Below are 14,570 nucleotides of genomic sequence, written 5' to 3' on the forward strand. Positions count from 1 at the left end.
GTACCTTTGTAAAGGACATTTTGAAAAAAAGCTAGGCAACCTTTTGAAGCTGCTGTCTGTATTTTGCAGGCGGCAGCTTTTTCAAGTTCCATTGCCCTCGATAATGGTTGTAATACATCCTATAAATTTTCACTTCTCGTTTTACTTCTTCTACTGTTTCGCACGCTTTCATATTGGTTTCATCTTCAAAATGACCGAAGAGGGATTCATGGGGAGCGTTATCCCAACAGTATCACTTTGGCCATTATACGTGCCGTATGCGCTTTTCGAATTGGGCATACAATCTCGGATTTCTTTATAATGCGGCGAATACGTTTTAAGTTATATGTAATCCCATATTGATTTTCTAACGTCATTCCGTTCTTGGGAGTTTTCCTTTTTCATTTTCTGCAATAAAATAGCGTTTAAATTCCTCAGTATAAGTATCGCTTTATCACTAGCAGCCTGCACATTAGGATTACAGTTTAGTTGTTTTTGCTCTTTTTTAGTAAATAATTATTTCGTCATTTATTCCGCTCCGACATCTTTTTTCAAAGTGTCTATCTTAGAGGGTACAGTTTTTGGATAGGCAGCTCTTTTTTCTTTATTGAACTCCCATGAAAGAACGTAATCATCTTTCATTTTCTGTGGTGAAGTGCTGATTTTTGCATTTCATGGACGGCTAACGGAGCAGTTTAATTCAATAATCGGAAGGAAAAAGGTATATAGAAAGGGAACTATTTGATATACCAGATTAAATAAAGGAGAGAAGGCATGAGTAAATCATTTATTGAACAAGTACATTACATTAGAATTCATGTAAAAGATTTAGAAATGTCTGCACAATGGTATAGAGATGTATTAGGGCTTCAGTTATTAAACATTACTGAGGAATTGGCGATTTTAAAAGTAAATGAAGGACCTTTCTTACTTATCTTAGTTCCTACCGAAGATGAAACATTTGCACATTTTACAATTAATAATGAACAAGAATTTAGTATTGGTTTTACAAGTCCAGAATTATCTGAATTTCATCAACACTTAATTGATAATCGAGTTAAGGTCGAGGATATAAAAGAAGATAATGGTCATGCCTTTTTCCATTTTTATGACCCAAATGGTAATAAACTTCAAGTACACTGGTAAGATTAAATAAATAAATTACCTTATTTCATTAACGGGTGCGTTATTGAAAACATTCAATCGTTTTATTCAGACCTTTCCATTGAAGACTTCGGGCTCCTCATATTAAAGCAGTCGGTAAATATGTTGAAATTCGCTGAATATGAGGGAGAAATTATCTTAGCGCGAAATGGTCATTTATTGGGTTGTGCATTTCATCCGGAATTAACTGTGATTCAAGAATTCTAGAATATTTTGTATCCTATGGTATTGCTTGCAAAATCTGTTTTCATATAGTACAGTATGGTTAAAATTTAAATAACTGAACACGATGATGGGAAGTAGTAGCAAGCACGTTTTTTTTAGAGAGTCAGCGGTTGGTGGAAGCTGATAGAAGCACTTGTGAATCCGTCCTGGAGTTGCACAGTCGAAGTAATGTAAGTAGGCTGTAGCCGGCTGAAATGCCGTTATGAAATAAGTGGATTAGGTATATGCCTAATCAATTAGGGTGGCAACGCGGGTAGCTCTCGTCCCTTTTTAGGGATGAGGGCTTTTTTGTGTTTATTTTGATTCAAAGCGGAGCTATTCGAGTTTAGCTTGCAACGCAATTAAACCAAGACTTAATGGATGCAATGTCATTAAACTACTGGAGGTATGACGATGTTAGATATTAAACGCGTACGCGATCATTTCGCGGAAATTAAAGAAATGCTATTAACACGTAATGAAGATTTAAGCAACTTAGATGACTTTGAGGATTTAGATGCAAAGCGTCGTGAGTTAATTGCTAAAACAGAAGAATTAAAAGCAGAACGAAATAAAGTATCTGAACAAATTTCTGTTATGAAACGTAACAAAGAAAATGCGGATGAAGTCATTGCGCGTATGCGTCAGGTTGGCGATGAAATTAAAGAATTAGATGTCCAATTAAATGATGTAGAAGAACGCTTTAAAGATATGATGATGCGTTTACCAAACGTTCCACATGAATCTGTACCAGTTGGCACAACAGAGGACGATAATGTAGAGGAATATACTTGGGGTGAGGTACCAACATTTGATTTTGACATTAAAGCACATTGGGATCTTGCTACAGATTTGAAGATTGTTGACTTTGAACGGGGAACAAAAGTAACAGGTAGCCGTTTCTTATTCTACCGCGGGCTTGGAGCTCGTTTAGAACGTGCATTAATGACATTTATGATGGATTTACATGCAGATGAGCATGGTTATGAGGAAATGCTACCACCTGTCATTGTTAATCGTGATAGCTTGACGGGTACTGGAAATCTACCTAAATTTGAAGAAGATGTATTTAAATTAGAGGAAACAGATTATTTCATGATTCCAACGGCAGAGGTACCTGTAACAAACTTCTATCGTGATGAAATTTTACTGGCTGAGGCTTTACCACAAGGCTTTGCTTCCTATAGTGCGTGCTTCCGTTCAGAAGCAGGCTCTGCGGGTCGCGATACACGTGGTTTAATTCGTCAACATCAATTCAACAAAGTAGAATTAGTACGATTTGTAAAACCAGAAGAATCTTATGAACAGCTAGAACTATTAACAGGTCATGCTGAAAAAGTACTGCAATTATTAGGGTTACCATACCGTAAACTAAAAATGTGTACAGCTGATTTAGGATTTACTGCAGCGAAGAAATATGATTTAGAAGTTTGGATTCCTGCACAAAACATGTACCGTGAAATTTCTTCTTGCTCTAACTTTGAGGATTTCCAAGCACGACGAGCGAATATCCGCTTCCGTCGTGAGCCAAATGCAAAACCAGAATATGTTCATACATTAAACGGTTCAGGTCTTGCCATTGGTCGTACAGTTGCCGCTATCCTAGAAAACTATCAACAAGCTGATGGAAGCGTCGTAATTCCTGAAGTGTTAAGACCATACATGGGTGGTAAAGAAATAATTGCACCAAATTAAATAACGGGCAAAAGCTATTTTAGCTATCCTTTAACAGGTAATTGTCTTGCCTTTTTATCGATTTACTGATGCTTTTAATAGTATCGGGTGTTGTAAACACAGTGAATTGAAAAAATGTTTTATTTCTTAAAGGAATTTTAGACTAAAAAAGATGTTCCTATAATCAAGGATGGGATATATTAGGGAAAATTTAGAAATGACATTTTGCAGCTCTTTCGCATTTTCCACTATTCCGCATTCGGGCGCTTTTCTTTAAGAAGGAAAGCGTCTATTTCGTTATAGAGACATATACTTTAATAAAGTGTTATCCAACACTGCCTAGGAAAGGATTTTTAAAAGGGAATTACATTGTTCAATTGAATATAGATATATAACTAATAAAAAGTTGGTGACTTATGAGGATAGTTATAACAATTGGATTCGTGGTTATAGCTGGAGCATTTGTATTTTACAACAAACTTTATTTCCTTTCATAAAAGGGATGTACCAAATTTAATTGTTTGGGAGGATGTGCGTTTTGATGGATTACGTTTATCATATGATACCTAAAAAAATGACGGGGGAGGTTCTTATTTCCCTTAACGAGATAAAATTGATACATCCGGAACTTTATAAAACTTACTCAAAAAAGTATTCTGACCATCCAGAAAGGCCGAGCTTATTATTGAAAAGAATCCCCAAATTAAATTGTTTATGGAATGATGTGATTTTTTTACTACCTCTTCATCCTTACTATGTTTACGAAGCATTACATTCTCTTGGAATAAGTATTAAAAAAGATTTGATGTTTTATGAAATACCGACGGAAAGATTAATGAAAAATAAAAATGCTGTGTATTTCTATAATAAAGAGAATTATATAGGTCCTGCTTCGGATATACCTGATGAAGAAATTCAAATCATTGATATCATTTCATATCCAGAATGTTCAGCTTTACCATCAGACACATTAGCCTACTTCACAGAAGAACATAAAAAGGGTGTAAACTTCGGGATGTTTGCACATATTCCTCATATTTTGAGTTTAGGAAACATTAATATTAAAGGTGTAAATATGATTAATTGGAGTGCTGCTCCAGTTCAAACATAATGCGACCTTGTTCAACTCCCATGAAAGAACTGTGATGTAGCGCTGGTTTTTGCGCTACATGATAGCTAATGGGTAACCGATTTTTACATTGACTGGAACACATATACATATAAAAGGAGGAAACGACAAGTTGAAATTGATTTGTAAAGCATGTAATTTAGAAATTTCTGAACCATTATCCGAATTAAAAGACTTGAATTTGATTAATAAAAAGGATGGTCATGATTATATTCCTAGAGGCTATTATTTAATTCAAAAAGAAACAGCTTATGAACTATTAGAAGGATCTATCATTATAAACGTTAAAGATTTAATCAATTCAAATCGTCATTCAGATAGCAGTAGATTAAATGGTTGTTGTGGTCTTGACGGTTGCGATGGAATGAACAGGGTTTGCTTGCATGATCACGAAATTGGTACAGAATACTCTGATTGTTGGAGGTTTCATAAAGTTGTATTAAATCCAGAGTTAGTACAATTTATTTAAGATTTACAATTACACGGTGTAGTTTAGTTGAAGAAGGAATTTTCACATTTTTACTTGAAATATATCTATAAAAAGACTATCGATGGAGGGCTATTTATGGCATTAGTTTCAATCTATACAGTGGGTAGGCTAAACCATCCCTATGACCACCCTGCCTCTCGTGAATTTTATCAAGTGGGAAATGAAGTATATCGTCAGGCAACTAAGTCAGGACTTATAGAGATATTTTCACCTGAAGGAGTCCCTTTTCCTGAAGAAACCGTAAAGGGAACGGGTTCTCCTATTCTTACGCTAACGGTATGGAGAAGTCTTCAATCCTTATATCGCTTTACCTATTCAGGAAAGCATATACAAGCATTACGAGATAGAAGCAAATGGATTGAGCCATATCCAGAGAAACATCTTTCTTATGTAGTTTGGTGGACAGAAAAGGTGAAGGATGTCACATGGGAGGAGGCATTTAAGAGATACAACTATTATATTCTGCATGGTCCAACTCCTTTTGCGTTTGATTTTAAACAATCATTTGATGAACAAGGGGAGAGGTTCTTGATTAAGTAGCATGGGCCCGCTCTGGAGGGAATTGTGAAGTATTCACTTAAACTAGCGTAGGCTTTAATTTAAGACCATTGAGTTGCATAGGCAATTCTCTTTTTCTTTATTGAACTAACGTAAGCAGAAGAGTTGAACAAGGGGAAGGCTTCACCATATAAAAACTATCCATAGATTGGGTGAATATTCCGATTTCTAACAATGAAGTACCCAAACTAAGAGAACTTGTTGGATGGGATAGAAGAGAAAAAGATTACCCGACATTATTTAAGCGTTGTAATTTCTGGGCTGGGGTAACAGAAATGAAAGTAAAAAATTGATTACTTTTGGTTATGTGTGTGGAATGGGCTTAGTACATGGTTATGTGGAAGATATAATCGTTCATCCTGAATCAGTTGAAAAGTGGTATTAACAATAAACAAAGAAATATATTTTTTCCATTATTAGGATAATTATTTATCTCGCAACCACGATGAAGTATAATTTAAATATAGGGAAAATTCAAATCTCGCTTAAAAAAACACACGATGGAGGATGGAATGAATAGGAATAATTTTTTAGAGATAATTGAACAATCAAATATTGCAAATCATAAAGAGTATTTATCTCAAGTGGTGAGGCCAGCAATTGATATTCTTAAGAATAAAAATGCCGAACCACGATTAGGCTGTAGTCGTTTTGGAGGAGCACCTGATTTACCAATTGGTAGCGAATGGCCAACGTATGAGAAGAAGCTGTATCGCTTCATTGGCCAGATCAATTTCACAGAAATCGCATCACCTGAAAGAGGTTTGCCATCGAAAGGGCTCCTAAGTCTCTTTGTAGCAGATGATAATTATGATGATGATGAATATCTAGAGGTGTTTGAGGACGGATATATTCATGGTATCTATATTCCTGAAACGACGAATCTAGAGACGATAATGCCGCCCCATTCAGATATTGGCAAGACTACAGTGATTGAGTTTTTCCCGACTATTGATATTCCTTATGACGAATACCAGTTAAAGGACTGGCCTTTCGATGAAGTTCAGAGCGACATATACACAGAAATCCGGGATTCTCTACATAAAAGTTCGGACTATCTTCTAGGCTATCCTTCTCATTATTCACTAGCGTATGATCCAACGCCTGAAGCAGAATGGATCTCACTGTTAACGGTTGATTCGGATGATAGTCTTGAGTGGTGTTGGCATGATGGCGATAAATTAATGATATTTATTGAAACAGAACGACTGAAAAATTTGGACTTTAGTAGATTAAAGTCTGATGCAGGTTAAAGAGCCATAGATAGTGTAGAAGATGAATCGTTACGCTAAACTAAAAGAGCGTAAATACCATGTTACAAAAGAAGGTTAAATCAATATTTATCAGTGAGAACTCTTTTGATAAACGAGGCCTGACCCGGCGTTTTGTTCAGAAAAAGGATAAATTTAGAAGAGAACCATTATATGTTTTTCTAATATTTGTGGTTATTTATTTTATTTCTTATTGAACTAATGGTGAAGTTTAGTTGAATAGTGTTGTTTAACATGTCTTCAACAATCGAGCCATTTAATGGTGTGGAAGTCTAATTGAGGAGGGAAACTGTGAGGATACCTTTTGTACCTAAAAATGTTGAGATTAATCAAGACCGCTATGATTTTATTAAAGGATATCGAGGCGGAGGATTTATGTTAATTGCGGGTGCTGTCCTTCAATATTGCTGTTGCCATTCGTTTCTTTAGTTTGTTTCTCAATAGCAGCTTTCTTCATAGGTCATTCATTTGTTTTAATAACAGGGATTTGCTCCAGTTTAACGCTTATGTTTATTCTGCTATACGGCTATTTTACTGGTAAAGTATTTGTAGGAAGAACGCTTACTACGTCAATAGGTTTCATAATAGCCGTGCTTTCAATAGCCCTCATTAAAACATCTATTGTAACAATTTATATTCCAATATTTACTTTAGCACTACCATTCACTTTATATTATTTTATTCAAGATAAACTTACGAGTGTACATTCAATTACAGTTAGTACTTTAACAGCTATATTATTTGGTGTATTAATGTACATAGTTCCTTTTTATATAATGTGGTATCTCGTTGTTGGGTTAACGCTTATTTTGGTTATCACGCAATTTTCACGTAAATATCGCTTTATTTAGAAACTAAAGTTCTTGTTCAACTATCGGAGGCTTTACTTCAATAAGAGGTAGAGCCATTTTCGGTTATATGGAGGCTTGGACTTCCCTCTAACTTATAGAGACAACCTAACTAATGGTTAGTTTGGGTGAATAAGGGGATCAAATTAATCAATTTTTTTATAAAAAACAGTTTCAAAAAATATAGGAAAGCCAACGTTTTGATCAAAACTTTATTCAAAATGTTGGCTTTTTAATTACGGAGAAATCAAGAGTTTAGAGTGATTTTCACTCGGCACTTCTATATAAACATCAAACTCAACAAGCACAAAAACCTTTACGCAAAGAGGCTTATCATTTAAAAGCATCCTTTAACATAGATAGTACTTACCTCTATTGTCAAAATAACAACACTCTTTCTGAATGATATAACATTTGGAATTGGCATGTGCAGTTTTTTGATTCCTGAGTAAAATTCATTGAACAGTTCATTACATTCATTTTGGATTGTAATTGGTTTTATATACAGTTAATAATACAAAAAAACAAGCATTTTTTAGTTTAAACCTCAAATAATAATGATTAGAAATAATTATTTGCAGGAGGTGAAAACTTGAGGAAATATTATCTGTTGATCGTACTTTGCATTCTTGGGATCTTTGTATTTTTTGTAAATGAAAAATCTTTTGCCGACAAAGGTAGGAAGTATTACGAAGAAGCAGGACAAATTTTGTGGGATATCAATACGGATGAAAAAGTTATTGCCTTAACTTTTGATGATGGTCCTCATAAAAAGTATACCCCTGAAATTTTAGATATATTATCCAAATATAATGCAAAGGCAACTTTCTTTATTGTGGGTGAAAATGCAGATAAAAATCCTGAGCTTGCTTTACGTGTACACGAAGAAGGACACGAACTAGCCATTCACACATATACACATCCTCTAAGAACGAACGTTTCCAAACTAATGAAAGAAATAAAACAATCACATGCAACGATTTTTGGAATTACTGGATATTCGCCTGTTTTATTTAGACCAGTAGAAGGTCAGTATACGGATGCCATGATTGATGCAATTATTCAAGAAGGGTATAAAGTTGTCATGTGGTCATGGCATTTAGATACATTCGATTGGAAAAATCCTGGAGAAAAGAGGATTGTTAACACTGTTTTAAAAGGTGCAAAGCCCGGAAGTGTAGTGTTATTTCATGACGGTGGAGGGAATCGTTCGCAAACCGTGAGAGCATTGGAAAAAATCTTACCAGAACTTGAAGAGCAAGGATATAAATTTGTAACGGTTTCTGAGCTGCTGGAAATCCAAAAATTAAGTAAAAAAGAAGGAAAATAACTATTGATAAAAAAGCGCAAATAGGTCAGGGCTTGGTTTCTAATAATAACTAAGCCTTGCTTTTTGAAATTGGTTGAAATTATTATATAATTAAGAAAAGTTTGGTATTTATAATAAAACGGAAGGTGAATAAGATGAAACAAATTATTGCATTAGGGGGAGGGGGCTTTTCTATGGAGCCTCAATCCATTATTAGATACATATATTTTACAGCAATCTAACAAAGCTAATCCTAAAATTTGCTTTGTTCCGACTGCAAGCGGGGACTCGGAAAATTATATTTCGAGATTTTATTCTTTTTTTGACTCCCATCAATGTATTCCGTCCCACTTATCACTTTTTTCTCCGCCTACTCAAGATTTGGAAAGTTTTATTTTGGACAAGGATATAATTTATGTTGGCGGAGGAAATACTAAAAACCTTTTAGCTTTATGGAAAGAATGGTCGTTAGATCGCATTTTTAAGACAGCATGGCATGAAGGAATCCTTTTGACAGGCATTAGCGCAGGATCAATTTGTTGGTTTGAAGAAGGAATAACAGATTCATACGGCGGAGGAAATTTACAGCCGATAAACTGTTTAGGGTTTCTTCCAGGAAGTAATTGCCCTCATTATGATGGAGAAATCAATCGAAAACCAGCTTATCATGATTTGGTCCAAGCAAAAAAGCTCTCATCTGGACTTGCTGTTGATGATGGAGTGGCCGTTCATTTTATCGATCAAGAAATCCATAAAATTGTTAGTTCAAAGCCTAACGGGAAAGCATATAGGGTCTCTTTTGATGAGGAGATGAAAGAGCAAGAATTATTTGTAGAGTATTTAGGAAGTATGTAAAAACTTAAACGTGTTGATTAGGAAAAAATAGGTTTAATATTGAGCGATATAAAGATTTTTTTGTAGCTATTTTGCTCATATATTCCGATTTAAACTGATTGTAGCATAGGGCTACTCGACTCCCACGGGAAAGCGAGTAGACCATAGCGGAAATCAGAGCCTCCTAAAGGATGGATAAAAATGGTTAATCAACAAACCTGTAAAAACTTTAAAGTATAAGCCTACTCATGATATTGAATAGGCTTATTTACATGGGTTACGTGTTTTCATTCTAATTTTTAAAGTTAAGAAATAATTCGTCCTTTACCAAAAGGAATACATAATGGTGTGCCAAAAATAGGATCAGCCGTCATTTTACAATCTAGATCAAAGACATGTTTTACTAACGTAGTGGTCATGATTTCTTCAGGTCTTCCTTCTTCAAAGACGCCGCGATCTCGAACAGTAATAATATGATCAGCATATCGACAGGCCAAGTTTATATCGTGTAGCACCATAATAATTGTCCGTTTTTGCTGTTGATTTAATTCAAATAGTAAATCTAGAACTTCAATTTGATGAGTTAGATCTAAGTAGGTAGTAGGTTCATCTAATAAAATAATATCTGTATCCTGGGCAAGGGTCATGGCGATCCAGGCACGTTGACGTTGACCACCTGAAAGCTCGTCGACCGGTTTATCTCGTAAATGATCCACGCCGGTTGCCTTTAAGGCGTTTAACACGACTTCTTCATCTTTCTCTGTCCACTGTTTGCGCCAGCTTTGATGAGGGTAACGACCTTGTTTAACAAGTTGTAAAACGGTTAATCCTTCTGGTGCTACTGGGGATTGCGGAAGAATAGAAAGTTTTTTTGCTACTTGTTTAGTGGATAATTTAAAAATATCTTGGCCATCTAATAATACAGAGCCATTTTTAGGCTTTAATAATCGAGCAATTGAGCGTAATAGTGTAGATTTTCCACAACCGTTGGCGCCAATAAGCACAGTAATTTCATTCATGGGAATAGATAAATTTAGATTTTCAATAATATTGGAATCACCATAATTTAGTGTAAGTGATTTCGTTTCTAACGTAATAGTCATGACAGTTGACTCCTTTATTTTCTAGGGTTTCTAAATAATAAATAGATGAAATAAGGAGCACCAATGGCAGCTGTAAACACACCAGCTGGTACTTCTAAAGGGCTAAATGCAGTTCGTCCAATAATATCTGCAACCATTACTAGTAAAGCGCCAATTGCTGCAGATGTCGGAATGAGAACACCGTATGACGGTCCTACAATGCGTCTTGCAATATGTGGTGCCATTAAGCCGACAAAACCGATCGCTCCTGCAAAACAAATAGCACTTGCTACTAGACTTGAACTCAAGAGTAATAAGAATAAACGAGTTTTTTGTACAGATTGTCCTAAACTAGCAGCTGTATCATCACCTAATTCTTGGACATTTAGCTGTCGAGTAATAAAAAATGTTATAAGTAGAAGAACTATGATCACTGGAACGATAATTTGGATTTGATCCCAATCAGCACTTTTGACGCTCCCTGTAATCCACTTATTTGCTTCACTCGCTTGATAAATAGGACCGATAATCATTAACATTGTCGTTATGGCTTGCATAAATGCAGAAACGCCGATACCGATTAATACAAGTCGAGTGGGTGTTACACCATCTTTCCAAGCAAATATGTAAACAATGATACCAACGAAAGTTGCTCCGATAAAACCTGCAAGAGGTAACCATTCAATACTAACTGTTAAAGAATGATTGGAATCACTAAAGATGGCTAAAAAACCAACGACCGCTGCTCCACCACCGGCAGAAATACCGATAATATCAGGGGAGGCTAATGGGTTTTTAATAATTCCTTGTAATATAGCACCTGCCACTGCTAAAGCCATTCCAGCAAAAGCAGCAAGAAAAATTCTAGGCATTCGGAAATCAACAATAATTAATTGATCAAACTCAGAACCTTTGCCGAACAGGGTTTGGATCACCGTTAATGGATTTATAAATGAATCACCAAATGATGCACTAAAGAAAAAGACGGCTAGTGTCAGGATGCTAATAAAGGTAAGTTTTTTAGAAGCTTTGACATCAAGTAAAAACGAGATTTTATTTTGTAGTAAACGTATTGTTTTTAACTGTTTCATTATTTTTTTCCACCTTTTCGCGCAAGGTAAATAAAGAATGGCGTACCAATCATGGCTGTCATTACTCCTACTGGAACTTCTTGAGGCATAATGATATAGCGTGCTGCTACATCAGCTATCAGTAAAAGAATGCCACCTAATAGAGCGGCCATTGGAATGAGCCAACGATGATCTGTGCCAACAAACTTTCGCGCAAAATGGGGTACCACAATTCCAACAAACCCTATTGGACCAGCTACTGCAACTGAACCACCTGCTAATAAAATGACAATAATACCTACCATCAACTTCATGAATCCAAGGGGTAGTCCTAGGCCTCTTGCTACATCGTCCCCAAGAGCAAGAATATTCATTTTAGTAGAGATCAACAGAGCGCCAATCCACCCAATGATAAAATAAGGTAATACAGATATAAGAATTTCAATCTTTCGACCTTGTACGGAACCAGCTAACCAAAACAATACTTGTTCGAGTGCTGCTTCGTTTGTTGCAAGTAACCCTTGCGTAAAGGAAGCAAATAATGCACCGATAGCGGAACCTGCTAATGTTATTTTGACTGGCGTTATCGCGTCTCGTCCAGCTGCGCTAATACCATAAACAGATAGAGCAGCTATTGTAGCACCTAAAAATGCAATCCACGCAAATGCTTGCAAACTTGTAACATTGAAGAAAATCATAGCAAAAACGACCGCGAAACCAGCTCCCGCATTAATTCCTAATATGCCTGGTGATGCTAAAGGATTTTTCGTTAATGTCTGCATGAGCACGCCTGTAATAGCAAGGGAAGCACCCACACAAGTAGCGATTAGTGCTCTTGGAATCCGAACATTTTGAATAATAATATGCTCGTTAGAATGATTAAACTGTGTAAAAGATTCAATAGTCGTTTGAATGGACGTATCTGCATAGCCGTATACAATACTGATTCCCATACAAAGGAGTAGGAGTACTGTTCCTACTATTAGTGCAATAGTTTTTGAAAAATTATTTTTTAAAATCATATAAATTCATACTCTTTCTTTGCATATTTATCATGTGTGTTGATTAACCATTTTTATCCCCTATTATTAATTAGAGGCTCATCACCATAACGTGGAGTTGATCTCCGTTCCGGCTGGGCGCTTTGTTGCTGACGCTTCGCTTTCGCACAGATAAAACATTTGCCGCTGACGCTTCGCTTTCGCGCAGAGCTTCCTGGGGGCGTCCGATGAGCCGCTTTTGTTGCTGCTGTCGTTGCACTTTCGCACAGACAAAACCCAGTTGCTGCCGCTACGTTAGCACTACGCTTTCGCACAGAAAACATCCGCTTCGCTCCAGGGTCTCATCTGTGACGCTGATCCCCAAGGAGTCGCCCAGCCTCCACTCCGATCAACTTATATGTATGACAAACGTTTTAACAAATGCCATTCCCAACTTTTGATGATGAATTTAATAACAAGAAGCTGATTTTCGCTAAGTACAACTCTCTTTAATCAGTTAAAAACGGGAATATAATAGCAAAATAGCAACAAAAATCCTTTTATCGCTCAATAATAAACCTATTTTTTCCTAATCAACACTTCTGCATATTTATAAAAAAATATTGACAGTAATAGATTCTTACAATATGATTAATTTCGTTCTTAAGTAAATGAAAGTGATTCTCATTATCGCTTAATCTGCTTAAATATTCTATCATATACATTGGAGGAAGAAAAGATGCAAAAGGCATTTAAAAAACTACTAGTTATGCTTGCTGTTGTCGCTGTATTTGCTTTAGCAGCATGTGGCAATGACAAGGAAAGCAAGAAAGAAGAAAGTTCAACTAAGAGCACTGCCTATACTGTAGTTTAACAAATGAAGGAACAGAAGCACTTTTAGCTTTAGGTATTAAGCCGGTAGGGGCTGTACAAGCATTTTCAGGTAACCCTTGGTATGATCATTTAACAGATAAGTTAGAAGGCGTAGAAGTTGTTGGTTTTGAAAGTGAAATTAACCTTGAAAAAATCGCTTCTTTAAAACCAGATCTAATCATTGGGAATAAATTAAGACAAGAAAAAGACTATGAAAAATTAAGCAAAATTGCTCCAACAGTTTTCTCAGAAACATTACGCGGTGATTGGAAAGAAAACTTTACACTTTATTCAAAAGCGGTAAATCAAGAAGCTAAAGGCAAGGAAGTTCTAACAGCATACGAAGATAAAGTTCTAGCTCTTAAAGAGAAGCTTGGCGATAAAACGAACCAAGAGGTTTCATTCGTACGTTTTATGGCCGATAAATCTCGAATCTACTATACAGATTCATTCTCAGGCGTTATTTTTGATTCTTTAGGATTCAAACGTGTACCAGAGCAAGCGGAATTATTTAAAGATAATGCGAAATTAGGTAATTTAGCTGTTGAGGTAGGTAAAGAAGCAATCCCTAAAATGGACGGAGATGTACTTTTCTACTTCACTTACATGCCAACAAGTGATGAAACAGGATTAGCTACTGAAAAAGAATGGACAGAAGATCCACTTTGGAAAAACTTAAGTGCCGTACAAAAAGGCAATGTCCATAAAGTTGACGATGTCATTTGGAACACAGCAGGCGGTATTCTTGCAGCTGAAATTATGCTTGACCAAATTGAAGAAATCTTTGTTAAATAACATCGATATCCAGAATACTAATTAAGAAATCGCTATACGCTCATCGACATAGGATGATTGTATAGCGTTTTTTTCGCTTAAAATAACTAAATTTCATCAAATGCTTCTCTGTGAAACATTTTTTCGGAGTTTCACTTTCTTCTATATAATACTCGGAATATTAAATTCTCTGTCACTCATATTCCCCAAGGGAAATTTTACTTCAATTTAACGGGGAATCACCAAAAGCTGTGGATGAAAACGTATGCCTTGTATATAGTTGATCTTCGTTCCGACTGGGCAATTCCTTTGGGATTAGCGGCTCATCGGA

General features: G+C 35.9%; 13 protein-coding genes, 4 pseudogenes and 1 other annotated feature. Of the genes and pseudogenes, 11 read left to right on the forward strand and 6 right to left on the reverse strand.

The window, feature by feature from the left end:
* Window positions 1-31: 31 nt before the first annotated feature.
* Window positions 32-356, reverse strand: a pseudogene (locus AB9L17_RS10700) (IS3 family transposase); the annotation flags it as partial.
* A 5-nt stretch (window positions 357-361) separates the two neighbouring features.
* Window positions 362-495, reverse strand: a pseudogene (locus AB9L17_RS10705) (IS3 family transposase); the annotation flags it as partial.
* Window positions 496-753: 258 nt separating this feature from the next.
* On the opposite strand from AB9L17_RS10705, the gene AB9L17_RS10710 reads away from it, so the two are divergent.
* From AB9L17_RS10710 to AB9L17_RS10755, 10 genes and pseudogenes are all read left to right on the forward strand, one after another.
* On the forward strand, window positions 754-1,125 hold the full coding sequence (locus AB9L17_RS10710; protein ID WP_223555275.1) for a VOC family protein: 372 nt from the start codon (window positions 754-756) through the stop codon (window positions 1,123-1,125).
* 298 nt (window positions 1,126-1,423) lie between these two features.
* Window positions 1,424-1,639, forward strand: a binding site (T-box leader).
* A 122-nt stretch (window positions 1,640-1,761) separates the two neighbouring features.
* Window positions 1,762-3,042, forward strand: coding sequence for a serine--tRNA ligase (gene serS, locus AB9L17_RS10715; RefSeq protein WP_223555276.1), 1,281 nt, complete (start codon window positions 1,762-1,764; stop codon window positions 3,040-3,042).
* A 520-nt stretch (window positions 3,043-3,562) separates the two neighbouring features.
* On the forward strand, window positions 3,563-4,132 hold the full coding sequence (locus AB9L17_RS10720) for a group-specific protein (RefSeq protein ID WP_068985475.1): 570 nt from the start codon (window positions 3,563-3,565) through the stop codon (window positions 4,130-4,132).
* Window positions 4,133-4,262: 130 nt separating this feature from the next.
* Entirely contained in the window at window positions 4,263-4,619 is a 357-nt protein-coding gene (locus AB9L17_RS10725; protein WP_068985474.1) for a hypothetical protein, read from the forward strand.
* A 96-nt stretch (window positions 4,620-4,715) separates the two neighbouring features.
* Window positions 4,716-5,180: a DUF3291 domain-containing protein gene (locus tag AB9L17_RS10730; protein ID WP_068985473.1), complete on the forward strand. Its 465-nt coding sequence runs from the start codon at window positions 4,716-4,718 to the stop codon at window positions 5,178-5,180.
* Window positions 5,181-5,710: 530 nt separating this feature from the next.
* The gene (locus AB9L17_RS10735; protein ID WP_375200585.1) at window positions 5,711-6,451 is read left to right on the forward strand and encodes a YwqG family protein; all 741 of its coding nucleotides are present in this window, start codon (window positions 5,711-5,713) and stop codon (window positions 6,449-6,451) included.
* Between the two features lie 309 nt (window positions 6,452-6,760).
* Window positions 6,761-6,898, forward strand: a complete 138-nt coding sequence (locus AB9L17_RS10740) for a hypothetical protein (RefSeq protein WP_175401770.1) — start codon at window positions 6,761-6,763, stop codon at window positions 6,896-6,898.
* 77 nt (window positions 6,899-6,975) lie between these two features.
* Window positions 6,976-7,320 carry a hypothetical protein gene (locus tag AB9L17_RS10745; protein WP_375200586.1) on the forward strand — a complete coding sequence of 115 codons (345 nt, stop codon included), beginning with the start codon at window positions 6,976-6,978 and terminating at the stop codon, window positions 7,318-7,320.
* Window positions 7,321-7,909: 589 nt separating this feature from the next.
* On the forward strand, window positions 7,910-8,647 hold the full coding sequence (locus AB9L17_RS10750) for a polysaccharide deacetylase family protein (protein WP_068985470.1): 738 nt from the start codon (window positions 7,910-7,912) through the stop codon (window positions 8,645-8,647).
* 134 nt (window positions 8,648-8,781) lie between these two features.
* Window positions 8,782-9,481, forward strand: a pseudogene (locus AB9L17_RS10755) (Type 1 glutamine amidotransferase-like domain-containing protein).
* Between the two features lie 284 nt (window positions 9,482-9,765).
* On the opposite strand, the gene AB9L17_RS10760 reads toward AB9L17_RS10755, so the two are convergent.
* The 4 genes from AB9L17_RS10760 to AB9L17_RS10775 are packed head-to-tail and all read right to left on the reverse strand — an operon-like array spanning window position 9,766 to window position 12,936.
* The gene (locus AB9L17_RS10760; protein WP_068985468.1) at window positions 9,766-10,563 is read right to left on the reverse strand and encodes an ABC transporter ATP-binding protein; all 798 of its coding nucleotides are present in this window, start codon (window positions 10,561-10,563) and stop codon (window positions 9,766-9,768) included.
* A 14-nt stretch (window positions 10,564-10,577) separates the two neighbouring features.
* Window positions 10,578-11,633 (reverse strand): FecCD family ABC transporter permease, encoded by a 1,056-nt coding sequence (locus tag AB9L17_RS10765; RefSeq protein ID WP_068985467.1) that lies wholly within the window; start codon window positions 11,631-11,633, stop codon window positions 10,578-10,580.
* On the reverse strand, window positions 11,633-12,634 hold the full coding sequence (locus AB9L17_RS10770) for a FecCD family ABC transporter permease (RefSeq protein WP_068985466.1): 1,002 nt from the start codon (window positions 12,632-12,634) through the stop codon (window positions 11,633-11,635). Before AB9L17_RS10770 ends, AB9L17_RS10765 begins: the two co-directional genes overlap by 1 nt.
* A gap of 53 nt (window positions 12,635-12,687) precedes the next feature.
* Window positions 12,688-12,936, reverse strand: coding sequence for a hypothetical protein (locus AB9L17_RS10775; protein ID WP_375200587.1), 249 nt, complete (start codon window positions 12,934-12,936; stop codon window positions 12,688-12,690).
* A gap of 395 nt (window positions 12,937-13,331) precedes the next feature.
* Between AB9L17_RS10775 and AB9L17_RS10780 the strand changes: the two are divergent.
* Window positions 13,332-14,260: pseudogene (locus AB9L17_RS10780) on the forward strand (ABC transporter substrate-binding protein).
* Window positions 14,261-14,570 lie beyond the last annotated feature (310 nt).

The sequence above is a fragment of the Lysinibacillus sp. RS11 genome (genome assembly GCF_042019215.1).
Lineage (GTDB): Bacteria > Bacillota > Bacilli > Bacillales_A > Planococcaceae > Lysinibacillus > Lysinibacillus xylanilyticus_A.

What these genes read in the sequence shown, in the direction of transcription:
- AB9L17_RS10745 (WP_375200586.1), top strand. Translation starts at nt 6,976, where the DNA reads ATGTTTATTCTGCTATACGGCTATTTTACTGGTAAAGTATTTGTAGGA.
- AB9L17_RS10765 (WP_068985467.1), bottom strand. Translation starts at nt 11,633, where the DNA reads ATGAAACAGTTAAAAACAATACGTTTACTACAAAATAAAATCTCGTTT.
- AB9L17_RS10730 (WP_068985473.1), top strand. Translation starts at nt 4,716, where the DNA reads ATGGCATTAGTTTCAATCTATACAGTGGGTAGGCTAAACCATCCCTAT.
- AB9L17_RS10735 (WP_375200585.1), top strand. Translation starts at nt 5,711, where the DNA reads ATGAATAGGAATAATTTTTTAGAGATAATTGAACAATCAAATATTGCA.
- AB9L17_RS10710 (WP_223555275.1), top strand. Translation starts at nt 754, where the DNA reads ATGAGTAAATCATTTATTGAACAAGTACATTACATTAGAATTCATGTA.
- serS (WP_223555276.1), top strand. Translation starts at nt 1,762, where the DNA reads ATGTTAGATATTAAACGCGTACGCGATCATTTCGCGGAAATTAAAGAA.
- AB9L17_RS10775 (WP_375200587.1), bottom strand. Translation starts at nt 12,936, where the DNA reads ATGTTTTCTGTGCGAAAGCGTAGTGCTAACGTAGCGGCAGCAACTGGG.
- AB9L17_RS10770 (WP_068985466.1), bottom strand. Translation starts at nt 12,634, where the DNA reads ATGATTTTAAAAAATAATTTTTCAAAAACTATTGCACTAATAGTAGGA.
- AB9L17_RS10720 (WP_068985475.1), top strand. Translation starts at nt 3,563, where the DNA reads ATGGATTACGTTTATCATATGATACCTAAAAAAATGACGGGGGAGGTT.
- AB9L17_RS10760 (WP_068985468.1), bottom strand. Translation starts at nt 10,563, where the DNA reads ATGACTATTACGTTAGAAACGAAATCACTTACACTAAATTATGGTGAT.